Source organism: Hoyosella altamirensis (genome assembly GCF_014191505.1).
Taxonomy (GTDB): Bacteria; Actinomycetota; Actinomycetes; order Mycobacteriales; family Mycobacteriaceae; genus Hoyosella; species Hoyosella altamirensis.
Genome location: NZ_JACHWS010000001.1, coordinates 644,934 through 661,144, shown reverse-complemented (window position 1 = coordinate 661,144; position 16,211 = coordinate 644,934). Strand labels below are relative to the sequence as shown.

The 16,211-nt window shown below is 63.4% G+C and carries 15 protein-coding genes; 5 read left to right on the top strand and 10 right to left on the bottom strand.

The window, feature by feature from the left end; genetic code table 11:
- Positions 1-66 precede the first annotated feature (66 nt).
- Positions 67-714 carry an antibiotic biosynthesis monooxygenase gene (locus FHU29_RS03215; RefSeq protein ID WP_064440139.1) on the bottom strand — a complete coding sequence of 216 codons (648 nt, stop codon included), beginning with the start codon at positions 712-714 and terminating at the stop codon, positions 67-69.
- Positions 715-890: 176 nt separating this feature from the next.
- Here FHU29_RS03215 and FHU29_RS03210 point away from each other — a divergent pair, with 176 nt between their 5' ends.
- Entirely contained in the window at positions 891-1,541 is a 651-nt protein-coding gene (locus tag FHU29_RS03210) for an ACT domain-containing protein (protein ID WP_064440138.1), read from the top strand.
- Here the strand turns inward: FHU29_RS03210 and FHU29_RS03205 are convergent.
- From FHU29_RS03205 to FHU29_RS03165, 9 genes are all read right to left on the bottom strand, one after another.
- Entirely contained in the window at positions 1,485-2,048 is a 564-nt protein-coding gene (locus FHU29_RS03205; RefSeq protein WP_232322951.1) for a GNAT family N-acetyltransferase, read from the bottom strand. The two genes, FHU29_RS03210 and FHU29_RS03205, sit on opposite strands and share 57 nt — an antisense overlap.
- 16 nt (positions 2,049-2,064) lie before the next feature.
- Positions 2,065-4,131, bottom strand: a complete 2,067-nt coding sequence (ligA, locus tag FHU29_RS03200; RefSeq protein ID WP_157095090.1) for an NAD-dependent DNA ligase LigA — start codon at positions 4,129-4,131, stop codon at positions 2,065-2,067.
- Positions 4,132-4,182: 51 nt separating this feature from the next.
- Positions 4,183-5,283: a uroporphyrinogen decarboxylase/cobalamine-independent methonine synthase family protein gene (locus FHU29_RS03195; RefSeq protein WP_064440135.1), complete on the bottom strand. Its 1,101-nt coding sequence runs from the start codon at positions 5,281-5,283 to the stop codon at positions 4,183-4,185.
- Positions 5,280-6,407 carry a tRNA 2-thiouridine(34) synthase MnmA gene (gene mnmA, locus FHU29_RS03190; protein ID WP_064440134.1) on the bottom strand — a complete coding sequence of 376 codons (1,128 nt, stop codon included), beginning with the start codon at positions 6,405-6,407 and terminating at the stop codon, positions 5,280-5,282. The genes FHU29_RS03195 and mnmA overlap by 4 nt, the downstream gene beginning before the upstream one ends.
- Positions 6,407-7,627 (bottom strand): cysteine desulfurase family protein, encoded by a 1,221-nt coding sequence (locus FHU29_RS03185; protein WP_064440133.1) that lies wholly within the window; start codon positions 7,625-7,627, stop codon positions 6,407-6,409. The genes mnmA and FHU29_RS03185 overlap by 1 nt, the downstream gene beginning before the upstream one ends.
- Positions 7,628-7,712: 85 nt before the next feature.
- Positions 7,713-8,570 (bottom strand): lysophospholipid acyltransferase family protein, encoded by an 858-nt coding sequence (locus FHU29_RS03180; protein WP_183377461.1) that lies wholly within the window; start codon positions 8,568-8,570, stop codon positions 7,713-7,715.
- A gap of 20 nt (positions 8,571-8,590) precedes the next feature.
- Positions 8,591-9,439, bottom strand: coding sequence for a GNAT family N-acetyltransferase (locus FHU29_RS03175; RefSeq protein WP_064440131.1), 849 nt, complete (start codon positions 9,437-9,439; stop codon positions 8,591-8,593).
- Positions 9,440-9,646: 207 nt separating this feature from the next.
- Positions 9,647-10,606 carry an electron transfer flavoprotein subunit alpha/FixB family protein gene (locus tag FHU29_RS03170; protein ID WP_064440130.1) on the bottom strand — a complete coding sequence of 320 codons (960 nt, stop codon included), beginning with the start codon at positions 10,604-10,606 and terminating at the stop codon, positions 9,647-9,649.
- A 46-nt stretch (positions 10,607-10,652) separates the two neighbouring features.
- On the bottom strand, positions 10,653-11,438 hold the full coding sequence (locus FHU29_RS03165) for an electron transfer flavoprotein subunit beta/FixA family protein (RefSeq protein ID WP_064440129.1): 786 nt from the start codon (positions 11,436-11,438) through the stop codon (positions 10,653-10,655).
- Between the two features lie 236 nt (positions 11,439-11,674).
- On the opposite strand from FHU29_RS03165, the gene FHU29_RS03160 reads away from it, so the two are divergent.
- The 4 genes from FHU29_RS03160 to FHU29_RS03145 all read left to right on the top strand — a co-directional run bounded on the left by FHU29_RS03160 (position 11,675) and on the right by FHU29_RS03145 (position 16,197).
- Positions 11,675-12,460 (top strand): class I SAM-dependent methyltransferase, encoded by a 786-nt coding sequence (locus FHU29_RS03160; protein ID WP_064440341.1) that lies wholly within the window; start codon positions 11,675-11,677, stop codon positions 12,458-12,460.
- Positions 12,461-12,519: 59 nt separating this feature from the next.
- Positions 12,520-14,064 carry a 1,4-alpha-glucan branching protein domain-containing protein gene (locus FHU29_RS03155; protein ID WP_064440340.1) on the top strand — a complete coding sequence of 515 codons (1,545 nt, stop codon included), beginning with the start codon at positions 12,520-12,522 and terminating at the stop codon, positions 14,062-14,064.
- Positions 14,061-15,290: a glycosyltransferase family 4 protein gene (locus FHU29_RS03150; RefSeq protein ID WP_064440128.1), complete on the top strand. Its 1,230-nt coding sequence runs from the start codon at positions 14,061-14,063 to the stop codon at positions 15,288-15,290. The genes FHU29_RS03155 and FHU29_RS03150 overlap by 4 nt, the downstream gene beginning before the upstream one ends.
- Before the next feature lie 64 nt (positions 15,291-15,354).
- Positions 15,355-16,197, top strand: coding sequence for an SDR family NAD(P)-dependent oxidoreductase (locus FHU29_RS03145; protein ID WP_064440127.1), 843 nt, complete (start codon positions 15,355-15,357; stop codon positions 16,195-16,197).
- Positions 16,198-16,211 lie beyond the last annotated feature (14 nt).

The following is a 16,211-nucleotide window of genomic DNA, read 5'->3' as shown; positions in this document are numbered from 1 at the left end:
GTGGCCCCTTTCCGGAGAATTCGCGAACGTGGACCCGCCTAGCCTAGCCGTAGCTGCCTTCGTCTCTCATCTCGCGCGCCGTGCAGGCCCAGCGGGCGGGTCTTGATACAGCCAGCGAGCCAGCTGAGACGTTAAAAACGGCAGCACCACATACACCATGACTGGCGTGCACACCGCAGTCATCGCCAGAGTCTGTAACAGCAGGTTCGCCGCCCCTAAGTGCGGCATGAGGAACGCATTGAGGACCAGACTGACCGGCAGGAATCCCAGCCAGATCGTAATAGCTTGTTTCCACCGCGGCGGCGAAGCTCTCCGCGCCGAAGGTTCGCCCGCGCTGAGAGCACCGGCTGGGACGGCGTCAACGCGCTCCGATGGAGAAAACCACCCTTCGATTCCAGTGCGCTGATGCACCGCGGCCTCCCTCGAGAAAGCGCGGCCATGCGCGATCCAGGCACTGCGCATAGGAGAACTCAGCCACTCGCGGAGCGACGCAGCGTCAGAGAACCTGTACTGAACGTGGTAGCGCTGCGAGGACGCGGATGTTCGTACCCATCCAGCACCCAGAAACCCTGGGAACGTTCGCACCAGCGAAATACCTGCCTCTGTCCACCGCACGAAATCTTCCTCACGGCCCGATTCCACCTCACGAACCACCGATGTTGTGACGGTGGAGGCTGGCGAACGGCCTGAATTAGTCCTTGTGGGAGCTGCCATGGATCAAGTCTTGTGCGCCGGAGATTTCCGCTGGTTAGCTCCGCGTGAACGGGACATCACATGTTCTCGCCAATGAGGTCGGGGAGGTTTCAAACCCGAGTGTGGAGTCGGACATTGGGACGCAAAGGTGCGACGATGGCTAGAGCTACACAGCAAGCTTGAGAGGGGCGTCATCAATGTCGTATCTGCTGCGGGTCCAGCTGCCGGATCGTCCGGGCAGCCTGGGAGCGCTGGCGCTCGCGCTCGGTTCTGTCGGAGCCGACATCATTTCCCTCGACGTGGTCGAACGGTATTCGGACTACGCAGTGGACGATCTTGTCGTCGAGATGGCTCCCGGCTCGCTGCCGGACACACTCATCACCGCTGCTGAGAGGCTCGAGGGCGTCAGCGTCGATTCGATCCGCCCCTACGCGGACATGCTGGACACGCACCGCGAGCTTGAGCTGATCGATCAGGTCGCGATGGCAAGCAGCGACCGGATCCAGGTTCTGGTCGACGGTGCACCAAGTGTGCTCAGGGTCGGCTGGGCGGCAGTGGTAGCGGAGGGACCGCACGGCACCTATCTGGTCGCAACTAGTTCCGGCGCGCCCGAAACCCGGCCCAAGGAACTGCCCTGGATGCCGCTGAAGAAACCGCTCATGCTCGATCAGGAGGCCGATTGGGTTCCGGGGCCGTGGAAAGACATGGCGACGTCGCTGGTGGCTTCGCCACTGGGGCAAAAGGAGATGGCGCTGGTGCTCGGCCGCCCAGGCGGACCGGACTTCCGGCCGTCAGAAGTCGCGAGACTCGGTTACCTTGCGGGGATCATCGGCACTATTCTGCTGTGACCGCTGTCCGGTTGCCCCGCGGTGGAGTGGGAACGTCAGCACACTGATCGCCGGGTGCCATCGCCGGTCGGGTGCTTCGGCGAAGCCGAGACGATCGTAGATCCGCCGCGCCTCGACCATCACGTCCATGGTGGAAAGCACCACCCGGCTGCGTCCGCGCGCCCGCGCAACGCGGATGCCGTATTCGACGAGGGCCGTTCCCACTCCGTGACCGCGTGCCCGAGGGTTCACTGCGATCATCCGGAATTCGAGCTCATCCTGTTGCGCGACGTCCGCATACGGGCTCCCCCACTCCACCATCGTCAGTGAGCCGACAACCTGCCCAGATACTTCGGCTACGACGATTTCCGAGGCGCTCGCGCGCCGTTCCGTATCCGCAAGTAACGCGAAATAGTCGTCGTCTGGGCGGATAAAGGGCCGGTACGACTCAACGGTAATCAGAGACACCGCCGCAAAGTCGCGTGCCTCTATCGGTCTGATGACCAAATGCGGCGGCGAGGCTGTCACGAGGGGCTCAACGGGTTCACACGGCATCGGGGCCGTCCGCAAGCAGCTTCCGGAATCCTTCTTCGTCGAGCACAGGGACCCCGAGGTCAACCGCCTTGTCGTACTTCGAGCCGGGCGCGTCACCCACAACGACAAACGCGGTCTTCTTCGACACGGACCCTGCTGCTTTTCCGCCTCGTGTCAGGATTGCTTCCTTCGCCTCGTCTCGCGAGAACCCGTCAAGTGACCCCGTCACGACGATGGAGAGCCCCTCGAGCGTCCGGGCGATCGACGCGTCGCGTTCGTCGGCCATCCGCACCCCCGCGTCAGCCCACTTCCGAACGATGTCGCGGTGCCAGTCCACGTCGAACCACTCGGTGACGGCCTGCGCAATTGTCGGCCCGACGCCATCAACCGCGGCGAGTTCTTCCAGGGATGCTGCCGCGACCGCGTCGAGGCTCCCGAACTCGGTAGCCAGTGCACGCGCGGCTGTGGGGCCGACGTGTCGTATGGACAGACTCACGATGACCCGCCAGAGCGGTTGTGACTTCGTTTTCTCGAGATGCTCGAGTAAGCGTTTGCCGTTGGCGGACAGCGCTCCCGCCTTGGTGCGGAACAGTTCGGTTTTCAGGAGATCGTCACTGGTGAGGGTGAACAGGTCGCCTTCATCGGTGATCACCTTGTGGGCCAGCAGAGCGGTGGCCGCTTCATAACCCAGACCCTCGATGTCCAGCGCGCCACGGCTGCCAATGTAGAAGACTCGTTCCCGCAGTTGCGCCGGGCATGTTCGCTGATTTGGGCAGCGAATATCGACGTCCCCCTCCTTGGACGGCGCAAGCACGGCACCGCATTCCGGACATACCGACGGCATCGCAAATTCGCGCTCGGTGCCGTCGCGGAGGTCAACCACAGGCCCGAGAACCTCCGGGATCACTTCTCCTGCCTTACGGATGACCACAGTGTCGCCAATGAGGACACCTTTGCGTTTCACCTCATCACCGTTGTGCAACGTGGCGAGCGACACGGTTGAACCCGCGACCGTCACCGGCTCCATGTACGCAAACGGCGTGACCCGGCCGGTGCGCCCGACGTTGACCCGGATATCGAGCAGCTTGGTGGTTGCCTCCTCCGGTGGGTACTTGTACGCAGTCGCCCATCGGGGAGCGCGGGACGTCGAACCGAGGCGTCGCTGCACCGACACCTCGTCAACCTTCACGACGAGCCCGTCCACCTCATGCTCGATCTCGTGGCGCTGTTCCCCCCACAGTCGCACCTGAGCGACGATCTCGTCCGCACCACGAACGCGCATGGTGTGGTCAGAAACTGGCAGCCCCCAGGCTTTCAGCGCCTGATAAGCCTCATACTGCGATTGCGGTGTGAATCCTTCGCGCTTGCCGATTCCATGGCAGATCATCCTGAGTTTCCGGCGAGCCGTGACGGCCGGGTTCTTCTGCCGCAGTGAACCTGCTGCCGAATTGCGCGGGTTCGCGAACGGTGGTTTTCCCTCCCCTGTCAGGGCCGCGTTCAGCGCTGCGAAGTCCTCGAGTCTGAAGAACACCTCCCCACGCACTTCGAGCAGATCAGGGAGCGGGAAATCGGTGGTTGCGCTCAGCTTCTCGGGTACATCATCGATCGTGCGGGCGTTGAGCGTGACTTCCTCACCCGTCCGGCCATCCCCCCTGGTCGCGGCCCGGACCAGCCTGCCCTTCTCATACACCAGACTCAGTGCTACACCGTCGATCTTCAGCTCACACAAATAGTGCAGGTCTGTGCCAGCCTCAGCCTCCACGCGATGCGTCCACTCGCGAAGTTCGTCCTCGCTGAAGACGTTGTCGAGGCTGAGCATCCGCTCGAGGTGGTCGATCGGTGCGAACTCGGTCGCAAAGCCACCGCCAACGAGTTGCGTAGGCGAATCGGGAGTCCGCAAATCCGAGTACTTGTCCTCGAGAACCTGGAGCCGCTTCAGCAACTCATCGAACTCGCCGTCGCTGATGATCGGCGCGTCTTTGACGTAGTAGCGGAACTGATGCCCGCGTACGTCCTCCGCAAGCCGCTGCCATTCTTCGCGCGCCTCATCGGGCGCTGGACCTTCATTCGCTGTCACATCAGCCACCACGGCAGATTAACGCAGCGCACTGACATTGACGCCGGATCCTCAGCTGGACCCGTCGTCCGCTGCGCGATCCGGCAACGATTGCCGCGATATAGCGGGTTTCGATAGCGGATCGGCGGAGACAGTCCAACAGCTGGCGGCGAGTTGCTTCATGACGTCGCGCGCGAGGACGGACGCGCGTTTCGCGGCCGCTGCAGACACGCCAGCTAGGCCACATTCTGGGGAAACTCCAGCCTGCCGCACCAGAACCTTCTGTTCGAAGCCCGCCGCGGACCCTAGAGCCACGACGCGCTGCGCAAGTTCCTCCGCCGACCGGGCGGCCCCCGAACCGGTGGGCACCACACCGAACACGAGAGTCCGGCCACTATCGAGGAATTCGCCAATACTATCGATCTCGGTCCCCGCCAGGCGGGAGCTTTCCGCCTCCACAGGCAGTCCGGCCGCGGCAACTTTCAGTCGAGACAGCACACCCCACGGTACCGATGACGAACACGTGTGCACCATCGTCGCGTCAGGAACGCGAATGACTTTCTGCAGCAATGTTTCCGCCTCAGAACTACTGAGGGAGCGCACCGGCTGGAGCACGCTTACTCCACGGATTCGCCCTTCCAGCGCGGCCGCGAGCTGAGGTTCGTCGATCTGGTACACGATTGGCACGCCGAGCCTGCGACCCAAATCCGCCGCGTGCTGTGCCACTCCTTCAGCCAGCGATTCCGCAATGTCCCGGGTGGCTCCCGCGTCGTCGAGCGCCGGGTGGCCGTTGCGTAATTCGAGGTTCGCTGCGAGCGTGACGGGTCCAGACACCTGGATCTTGACCGCACGCACATCGCTTCCGTGCGCTCCCCGTTCCCATTGCTCTTCGAACGCATCAATGTCACGCAGCAGGAACTCGCGCGCACGCCGCCACAGAGCCCCAGGCTTTGCGCTTAACCGGTACCCCGATGGCGAGGCGTCAACGGGTACATCGATCAGCAGTCCCGCCGCACGTCCGATCATGTCCGCACCGACGCCGCGCGCTGGAAGTTCAGGCAGATACGGCAGCGATCCCTCGCCGGACAGTTCACCGAGAATGACTCGTGCAGCCTCATGGGGCTCGGTGCCCGGCCATGAGCCCGCACCGGTGGCGGTTGCAAAGACGTTCACCGAGATTCAGTGCTGCCTGCGTGGGCCGCGACACGTCCAGAGCGCTGTGCGCTTGTGCCTGCGATAGTGCCGCTGCCCAGCACGATGTCCCCGGCGGGGTCCTCGCGGTACAGCACCGCGGCCTGGCCACGTGCCACGCCGGTAAGCGGGCTGGCCAGCGTAATCCGCATGCCACTCCCCTCAGGTTCCGCCGTTGCGGCAGCAGTTCCGCCGTGCGCACGAACCTGGACGACACAGTCAAAAGCACCCTCAGGTGCCGCACCGGACGTCCAGATCGCGTCCCGGGCGGTGATCGTCCACACCTCCAGGTCAGCGGCGGATCCCACCGTCACAGTCGAGGTCTCCGGATCAATTTCCGTCACATACCTGGGCTTACCGTCCGCAGCAGGCCCGGGCAAACCCAGTCCCTTGCGCTGCCCCACGGTGAAACCGTGCACGCCCTCATGCTCACCCAGCACTGCTCCGGACCCGCTGTCCACGACCTTTCCGGGCCGCACACCGATCCGTGCACCGAGGAAAGCCTGCGTATTGCCCGTTGGAATGAAGCAGATGTCGTGACTATCTGGTTTGTCGGCGACGGAAAGTCCCAGCCGTGCCGCTTCACTTCTGATCTCCGGCTTCGGAGTGTCACCCACCGGGAACATCGCGCGCGCCAGTTGCTCGGCTGTGAGTACCGCGAGCACATACGATTGGTCCTTCTCGGCATCGACCGCGCGGCGCAGCACACCGTCCCGCAACTGGGCGTAGTGCCCCGTCACCACCGCGTCGAAGCCCAGGGCGTATGCACGCTCAGCCAATGCCGAGAATTTGATCTTCTCGTTGCAACGCAAGCAGGGGTTAGGGGTCTCGCCAGCCGCGTAGGACGCAACGAAGTCATCAATCACATCCTCCTTGAACTTGTCGGCAAAGTCCCAGACGTAAAAAGGGATACCGAGGATGTCGGCCGCTCGGCGCGCATCTCCGGCGTCTTCACGCGAACAGCACCCACGCGACCCCGTCCGCAGTGCTCCGGGCGCGGCGGAAAGCGCAAGATGGACCCCCACAACATCGTGGCCTGCAGCCACGGCGCGTGCCGCGGCCACCGCGGAATCAACACCGCCACTCATCGCAGCTAAAACACGCATTACAACCCCCTCTCCGAGGTGCTACTGGCACCAGCACTGGCAAACCCCGCAGCGCGGGCCCTATCAAGCACATGCGGCAAAGCCGCCAGAACACGATCAACATCACTGTCGACGGAGGTATGCCCGAACGAGAAACGCAGTGACCCCCGCGCCACGACAGGATCGAGACCCATCGCGATCAGAACATGGCTCGCTCGTGCGACGCCAGCCGTGCAGGCCGAGCCGGTAGAACATTCGATCCCCTGCGCGTCGAGAAGCATGAGAAGCGAGTCACCCTCACAACCGGGGAAGGTGACGTTGACGAGACCGGGCAGCCGGTCGTGTGACGTCGTACCGTTGATGTGCGCGTCGGGCGCGATCGCCATAATTCCGTCGATGAGCCGGTCACGGAGCCGCTCGGCGTGAGCGCTCGCGCGTTCGCGGCGTTCAGCAGCGACACGGAGCGCAGCCGCCATACCTGCCGCTGCTGGCGCGTCAGGCGTTCCCGAACGGACATCACGCTCATGGCCGCCACCATGCAACAGCGGCGCGCAAGCCACGTCGCGGCCCAGCAGCAGGGCGCCGATACCATGCGGCCCACCGAACTTGTGGGCGGCGATGCTCATCGCTGACAGTCCACTTTCGGAGAAGCGCGCTGGCAGTGGCCCTGCGGCCTGTACCGCGTCGCTGTGCATCGGCACACCCGCGGCACGTGCAATTCGGGCGAGGTCAGCAATCGGGTTGACTGTTCCGACCTCATTGTTGGCCCACATGACCGTCACCAATGCAGCATCGTCGGGTTCCAGCGCGAGAGCAGCACTCAGGGCAGCCGACTCCACAGCGCCCTCAGGGGTGACGGGCAGCCACGTGACCTCCGCTCCTTGGTCGGTCGCGAGCCATTCAACGGCATCAAGTACCGCGTGATGTTCCACACAGCTCGCGATAATGCGCTTGCGGCGTGGATCCGCAGCACGCTGAGCCCAAAAAATTCCCTTTACCCCGAGGTTGTCGCTTTCCGTTCCGCCGGAGGTGAAAACGACTTCAGAGGGACGCGCGCCGAGCGATTCCGCGATCGACTCACGGGATTCCTCCACGAGCCGGCGCGCGGCCCGCCCGGAACCATGCAGCGAGGCTGCATTTCCGGCGTGGCGATAGGCAGCGGTCATCGCCTCGAGCGCCTCAGGCAGCAGTGGGGTCGCAGCGGCGTGATCGAGGTATACCGAATGTCCTGGCGAAGTCATGGCGTTAGCCAGGATAGTCCCGCACCCCCTCGAGAAACGAATACCGTGCGCGAGCACATTCGGGCGGGGCCTCCCATGCCCCGAATCACGCCACGATGGGATCCGGCGAGAAAGATCCGTCGAAGGTCACCTGCGCGAAGCTGGACTCCCGTAAGTGCGCCTGGCACCGTGCCGCAAGCGTCTTCCTGTCCCCGATTGGCGGTTCGTGCTGCAGAAGGGTGATCTCCACTGTGGTGTCGCGGAGTCGGAGGACGCGCAGAAATGCCTGCGCGAAACCATCGTCGCCGACGAAGCACGGCTCCGTCCTCAACTTCCCGGCCGCGTCGGTGTATCGAATATGGACAGGCGCGACACTCGCCGCCGAATCGAAAGCCGCTTGGAAGAACGCTGGACGAAATGTGCCCCAGGACCGGCCGCACCAGGTGGTGCCCTCAGGGAAGACCGCAACCCGATGTCCGGCCCGCAGCCTCCGCGTCACTTCGTGCAGCGTTCCGGGAAGTGCCCGCAAATTCTCACGCGCAATCGGAATCGTCCTGGCCCATCGCGCTAGCTGACCGATCACCGGCCAGGTGAGCATGTCTGCTCGTGCGACGAAGGAACTCGGCGCTATCGCGGATATCACCACCGGATCAAGCCACGAAACGTGGTTGGCGACAATCAGCACGCCCCGTTGCTGCGGGTGCACGCCGCCCGTTTTATCTACCACGACAATCCGCAACCCGAGACTTGCGAGCAGCAGACGAGAGAACGCGCACTGCAGACGCACTCGCTGAGCTCCCGGAAGCAGCGGCTGAACCGTGAAGAGCGCAGGCGCCGCTGCGAGCACCCCCGCGGTGCGGAAGAGTCGCGTGGCAGCAATCCAGCGACCAGCACCTGGTCGATCGGGCGGGATACATCCCGCACCGCACGGGCTCAGTGGCATCCACGCGTGCGCAGTGGTCACGTGAAAACCTTGCGGAAGGCTCATCGGTTGTCCCCTGGCGCTGACGAACTCGTGGCTGCCGACCGGAGGCGTTCGAGATACCGCTGATTTGCGTGCCGCACCCCGAGCACAGTGACGAAATCGGCCACACCAAAGGCGGGATCGTAAGCCGGCTCCCCACAGATACGGGCTCCGAGTCGCAGATACCCGCGCAGCAGAGGAGGCATTCGAACCCGCTCCGGAGCAGCGATCTCGTCCAGTCCCCGCCCGTCGAGCACCACCGGCCGGAAAGGGTGAGCGTCCATTGGTGGTGGACAACGGTGCCGCGCATGAAGGACGTCACGTACGGCACGAACATTCGCACCGGGCACATCACCGGGGCTGAACTGCACTGGCACTGAGACGCAACCGAGCACCCACGCGTTTCCTGTCAGGGTCAAATACTGCAGGATCCCCGCCCACATAAGGCTGAGGACAGCTCCATTCCGGTGTTCGGGATGGACGCAGGCACGGCCCATCTCAACTGTCGACGGCATGATGCCATCAAAACCCGTAAGCCGGAATTCCGTTGAGGTGTAGTAGCCACCAGCAGCATGCGCGGCTTCAGGCGGCAGCATCCGGTAGCAGCCGATGATTTCGCCGTTCGACTCGTCCCGCACAAGAAGGTGGTCGCAGAACTCGTCGAAGCGATCGGCATCGCGACCGTCCTCCCCTATCGAATCGCTGAATCCCGGTTCCGACCGGAATATCTCATAGCGCAACGTCTGCACAGCGCGGATGTCGGCGCGATCCGTGGAGAGCACCAGTGAGTAGCGCGGCCCCTTGGGCCCGTTCGGAGCGATGTCGCGTCGTACGGCCGGGGCCGGTATCAGCACCGAGGAAGTGGTCATAACTCGGTGTCTACCGAGGCAGATAGGCGCGCGGGCGACGCGAAGGTGACAGCGTTGTGCCGCGCCGATGAACGTTTCGTCCGAGATGACGCACTGTGGAGCGGTGTGCGACCGGAGCGAAACGAGAGCGTGAACTAGACAGAAACTAGTCCCGAGACAGCAAGAGCCCCGGCCTAAGCCGGGGCTCTGACTGACTGTCTGACGATCTCAGCCCTTGTGCTTCTTCACCGCTTCGGTGAGCTGCGGAGCCACATTGAACAGGTCGCCAATGATGCCGTAGTCCGCGATCTCGAAGATCGGGGCTTCCTCGTCCTTGTTGACCGCGATGATGGTCTTGGACGTCTGCATACCCGCACGGTGCTGGATGGCACCAGAGATACCCAGCGCGACGTAGAGGTTCGGCGAAACCGTCTTACCGGTCTGGCCGACCTGGAACTGGCCCGGGTAGTAACCCGAGTCGACAGCGGCGCGGGAAGCGCCGACTGCTGCGCCGAGTGCATCGGCGAGTTCCTCTACGACTGAGAACTTCTCGGCGCTGCCGACACCGCGGCCACCGGAAACAACAATGGTGGCTTCAGTGAGTTCCGGACGATCGCCAGCAACGACAGGGTCGCGCTTCGTGATCCGGGTAATGCCTTCTTCCTGGGCGGGCACCTCGACGGTGACCTGCTCACCAGCACCTGCCTGCGGCTCGGCTTCCACTGCGCCCGGACGCACGCTGATGACCGGGATACGGTCACCTGATGCCTTGGCGTCGACGTTCCACGCACCACCGAAGATGGAGTGGTTAGCCGATCCGTCTGAACGGACTTCGGTGACGTCGACGAGAAGCGCAGCGTCGATCGCCGCGGCGAGACGCCCGGAAACTTCCTTGCCTTCGATTGTCGCTGCAGTGATCACTGCTGCTGGGCTCACCTGCTCGACGAGCGCGGCGAGCACGTCAACCTTCGGCGTGATGAGAACGGTTTCAACGTCGTCAGACTCGGCGACGTAGATCTTCTCCGCACCGGCGGCTTTGAGGTCATCCGCGAGTGCGGCTGCGGTCCCCGGCGCGCCAGCGACGACTGCCGATGGCTCACCGATGTTCCGGGCAGCGGTGATCAGTTCGCTGGTGACCTTCTTCAGAGCACCCTCAAAGTGCTCAACGAGCACAAGTACTTCTGCCATTGATACGACTCCTTGTTTGCGCTGTCTGGTGATTGAGGGGCGAGGATCAGATGATCTTCTGGCCGATGAGGTACTTCGCGACCGCGTTGCCGCCGTCACCCTCGTCGGCGACCTTCTCACCTGCAGCACGCGGTGGCTTCGGTGTCGCGCCCGTCACCGTCGTCGCGGCATTCGCGACACCCGCGACATCAGCCTCAACACCCAGGTCAGCCAGCGTCAGGGTCTCGATGGGCTTCTTCTTCGCGGCCATGATGCCCTTGAAGGACGGGAAGCGCGGCTCATTGATCTTCTCGTTGACGCTCACGATCGCGGGAAGTGACGCTTCGAGGGCGAAAACACCTTCGTCAGTCTCGCGCTCGCCGGTGACCTTCTCGCCCTCGATATCCAGCTTGCGCAGGTGCGTAAGCTGCGGAATGCCGAGGTAGTAGGAAATCATCGCGGGAATCGAACCGACCCGGCCGTCCGTGGCCTCGTTACCCGTGATGACAATCTCGGTGCCTTCAACGGTGCCAAGAGCCGCGGCGAGAACGTACGCCGTCTGGATTGCGTCGCTTCCGTGGAGTGACTCGTCGTTCACGTGGATCGCCTTGTCCGCGCCCATTGATAGGGCCTTGCGGATGGCATCGGTTGCACGATCAGGCCCGGCACAAAGCACAGTCACCTCGCCGCCATGCTTTTCCTTGATGAGGAGCGCTTCTTCAACTGCACGCTCATTGATCTCGTCGAGCACAGGGTCAGCAGCGTCACGGTCGAGGGTGTAATCATCTTCCCTCAGTTTGCGCTCAGACCATGTGTCGGGGACCTGCTTGATCAAGACGACTACATTTGTCATGGGTCTTACTTGACCTCCTGCGAGTGGTGGAAAATTCAGGCTCCGGTAACTCTTCGGTCGTCGCGTCTCGCGATGACCACTACCCACACCTATGTTACCGGCGAGTAACTTATGTGCAAGTACCAAGGTGAACATACTCTATTGATCGTGAGAATGGCAGTAGCGGGTGCCAGAGAGATTCGAGAGTTACGCCGCAGTGGTCGTAGTCTGCGTGGGTGACTGATTTCACCGGCGCAATGACTGATCTCCCCGAGCGCGACCCTGCACGCGATACCGCACCCTCCGAGCACCTCCCCCTCACCGGTGAGCGAACCGTGCCCGGTATTGCTGAAGAGAACTACTGGTTCAGGCGTCACGAGATCGTCTACCTAGACCTTTTAGCTCGGTGTACCGGCAAAGTCGTGGTCGACGCGGGCTTCGGCGAAGGGTACGGCGCCGCTTTGCTCGCCGACGCTGCGGACCGCGTGATCGGCCTCGACTACGACCAGCAGGCCGCGGAGCATGCCGGTCGGCGATACCCAGCGATCACGCCGGTCCGCTCGAACCTCGCTGCGCTCCCCCTCGCGGATGATTCCGTCGATGTCGTCGTGAATTTTCAAGTGATCGAACATCTTTGGGACCAGCTGCAGTTCATCAAGGAATGCCACCGGGTGCTTCGCCCTGGTGGTGAACTGCTTATTTCAACACCAAACCGCATCACCTTCTCCCCTGGTCGCGAGACCCCGCTCAACCCGTTCCACACGCGCGAATTGTCCGCGTCCGAGCTCGCGGAACTGCTGTCCGACGGCGGGTTCGATCTTACGACAATGACCGGCGTTCACCATGGCGGCCGCCTCAAAGAACTCGACACCCGCTACGGCGGCTCCCTCATCGACGAGCAACTCAAATATGCCGTCGCTGGAACGCCGTGGCCGGAAGCACTGAGCGCGGACGTAGCGGGGGTGACCGCAGACGATTTCGTTCTCTTAGAAGCCGACATTGACGCCAGCCTCGATCTCGTCGCTATCGCGGTGAAGGGGTGACATCCACAACCGTGCACCCCAGTTCCGCGAAGAATCACAGCGAGGGCAGCGTGCCGGGCATGTTCTGCCTGGTTCTGCACAGCCATTTGCCATGGCTCGCGCACCACGGCCGCTGGCCCGTAGGCGAGGAATGGCTTTACCAATCGTGGGCGGCGACATATCAGCCGGTCTTCAGTGTTCTTCGCCGCCTCGCCGACGAAGGCCGGTCACGGCTGGTCAGTCTGGGCGTCACCCCAGTCCTCGCCGCCCAGCTTGACGACCCGTACACCCTCGCGGGCATGCATGACTGGCTCGGTAATTGGCAGCTGCGTAGCCACGAAGCAGCACTTGCCACACCCCGCGCAGGCGATAGCGGCGCCGCATCAGCGGCGTCGTTGCGACGGCTCGGCGGCCGCGAGCATCGCGCCTCCGCCGCAGCCCTCGCAGACTTCGAAGAAAACTGGCGCCACGGCGGAGCAGGCCTCATTCGGTCTCTCACCGACGCGGGTGCGATTGAGCTGCTCGGCGGGCCGCTGACGCACCCGTTCCAGCCCCTACTGGACCCAGAACTCAGGTCTTTCGCGCTCCAGCAGGGGCTTCGAGATGCTCGACAGCGTTTCGGCACACAACCCGCGGGGATTTGGGCACCAGAGTGCGCATACACGCAAGGCCTCGAGTCGCTGTACCAGCGCAGCGGAGTGTCGCACTTCCTCGTTGACGGACCGAGCCTGCGCGGTGACACCAGCCTCGGACGCCCCGTCGGAACATCCGGGGTAGTCGCTTTCGGCCGCGATCTGCAGGTCAGCTACCGCGTATGGTCGCCGAAGTCCGGGTATCCGGGGCACCGCGATTACCGAGACTTCCACAGTTATCACCACCCCACTGGACTGAAGCCCGCGCGCGTGACGAGCAAGAACACTCCTGCCGAGCGCAAGGCTCCGTACGATCCGCACCGCGCTGCCGCCGCGCTCGACGAGCACGCCGATGACTTCGTCGAGATAGTCCGGCGGCGGCTCGCTGACGAGTCGGCGCGCATCGGGCGTCCAGCGCTAGTCGTTGCCGCCTTCGACACCGAACTCTTCGGCCACTGGTGGCATGAAGGACCCGAATGGCTTGAGCTCGTGCTGCGGCGGCTGCCCGAGGCGGGTATCCAGGTCGGGACCCTGCAGGACGCCATCGACGGCGGTTACGTTGGCGCCCCAGTGCAGCTTCCGGACTCCTCCTGGGGGTCCGGCAAGGACTGGCGGGTGTGGGCCGGTGACGATGTCCAGGACCTCGTTCAGCTCAACGCCGAGGTCGCGGAACTCGCGCTGACGGCAGTAAAGAAGCGGGCCGAACATCTGCCCCGAAGCACCCGGGACGCCGTGTCGGATCAGATAATCCGGGAGGCCCTGCTCTGCCTCGCCAGTGACTGGGCCTTTATGGTCACCAAGGACTCAGCGGTGGACTACGCACGCGACCGCGCGCACAAACATGCACACGCCGCGCGCGAGATCGCGGCCGCTGCGCTGAGCGGCGACGAAGCCCGCGCCCACGCACTCGCCGCAGGGTGGCGGCATGCTGACGGCCTGTTCCCGGGACTTGATAGCCGTCTGCTCACGGCAGGAAGTGAGGTAGCTCGATGAAAGTCCTCATCGTTTCCTGGGAGTATCCGCCCGTCGTCGTGGGCGGCCTCGGACGGCATGTCCACAACCTGGCTGTACACCTGGCCGAAGCTGGTAATGAGGTCGTCGTGCTGTCACGTCAGCCCTCCGGAACTGATGCGTCAACGCACCCAACATCCGACACATACGCCGAAGGTGTACGAGTCCTCGCGGTCGCCGAAGATCCGCCGCACCTGATCTTTGGCGAAGACATGATCGCCTGGACCCTCGCCATGGGGCACGCGATGGTCCGTGCGGGCCTGCAGCTGAGCGAAGAGTGGCGGCCTGACGTCATCCACGCTCACGACTGGCTCGTCGCGCATCCGTCGGTCGCGCTCAGCGAACACCTCCGCGTGCCACTTGTCGCGACGATCCACGCAACAGAGGCTGGACGGCACAGCGGCTGGGTGTCGGGCCGCATCAATAAACAGGTCCATTCAGTCGAGTGGTGGCTGGCGAACGCAGCCGATGCGCTGATCACCTGCTCCGCGTCGATGCGAGACGAAGTGTGTGCGCTGTTCGGGCCCGCTCTCTCGCCAGTAACTGTTATCCACAACGGCATAGACACGGCTACATGGGCTTACCAGCCGCGGGTAGCGCACAGCGGCCCCGCTCGCTTGTTCTATGCGGGCCGGCTGGAATACGAGAAAGGCGTGCAGGACGCGATCAAGGCATTGCGCGAGGTCCGGAAAACTCACCCCGGCACGACACTGACGGTCGCGGGCTCCGGGACGCAGCTTGAGTGGCTCATGCAATGCGCCCGCGAGTCCCGTGTGGCCCGCGCAGTCAAATTTGCCGGAACTCTTGATCATGACGGGTTGCTGGACTGGCTCTACACGACCGATGCGATCCTGCTGCCCAGCCGCTACGAGCCGTTCGGCATTGTCGCTCTCGAGGCGGCAGCAACCGGGGCGCCGCTCATCACCTCAACCGCTGGCGGCCTCGGTGAGGCCGTGATCGACGGGGTGACCGGCCGGACGTTCGCTCCGGGCGATACGGCAGGCCTGGCAAGCTGCATCCGGAATGCACTCGACGAGCCCGAACTGACGCAACATATGGCCGAGGCGGCGCGCAGACGTCTCACTCGGGAATTCGACTGGTCCTCGGTTTCGTTTGCTACATCTGAGGTATACAAGACGACGAGCAAACGTCCACACCGGACCCTGGCGCGCCCCACTATCGTCGAGCGCCCACTGCCAGGACGCTGAGCGGCTCCCTCCACCCTGCGGAGCGGTTCACCATACTTCAATCACAAGGGATAGGCTGACCGCTATGGGTTTTTCAGTGAAGGGTAAGACCGTGCTAGTCACGGGTGCGGCCATGGGAATGGGCCGTCTGTTTGCCGAGAAGGCAGTCAAAGACGGCGCCGATTACGTCATTGTCTGGGACATCAACGCAGCGGAGCTCGAGAAGACAGCCGCGGCTCTCGAAGAGGCCGGCGGCAAGGTCCATGCTCAGGTTGTCGATGTCGCCGATCTCGACCAGATTGAGAAGGCCGCTCAGGAAGTCAACGAACAGTACGGTGCACCGCACGTACTGATCAACAACGCAGGAGTTGTTCGGGGCAAGCACTTCTGGGACCACGACAACATCCGTGACACCAAGTTCACGATCGACATCAACGTGCTCGCACCGATGTACATCACGCGCGCTTTCATCAACGGGATGCTCGAGCGTGAGGACGAGTCACGCATCATCAACCTCGCCAGCGCGGCAGGCACCGTTGCGAACCCGAAGATGTCGGTATACGCCGGCTCCAAGTGGGCTGCGCTGGGCTGGAGCGACTCCGTCCGTCTCGAACTCGAGCAGGAGGGCCACAAGCATGTCAAGGTGACCACTGTGTGCCCGAGCTACATCGACACCGGCATGTTCGAAGGCGCGAAAGGCCCACTGCTGGCTCCTATCCTGAAGCCGCAGGAAGTCGTCGACAAGAGCTGGGAAGGCATGAAGAACGGCACTCCGCTGATATTCCTGCCTAAGACGGTGCTGCTGTCGAAGGGCCTCAAGGGCGTACTGCCTACGAAGGCATGGGACTTCCTGGCTGGACGGGTCCTCGGTGTTTATCACAGCATGGAGGAGTTCAAGGGCCGCGAATCGAAAGAATCTGCAGAATAAGCAGGCTCTCAACC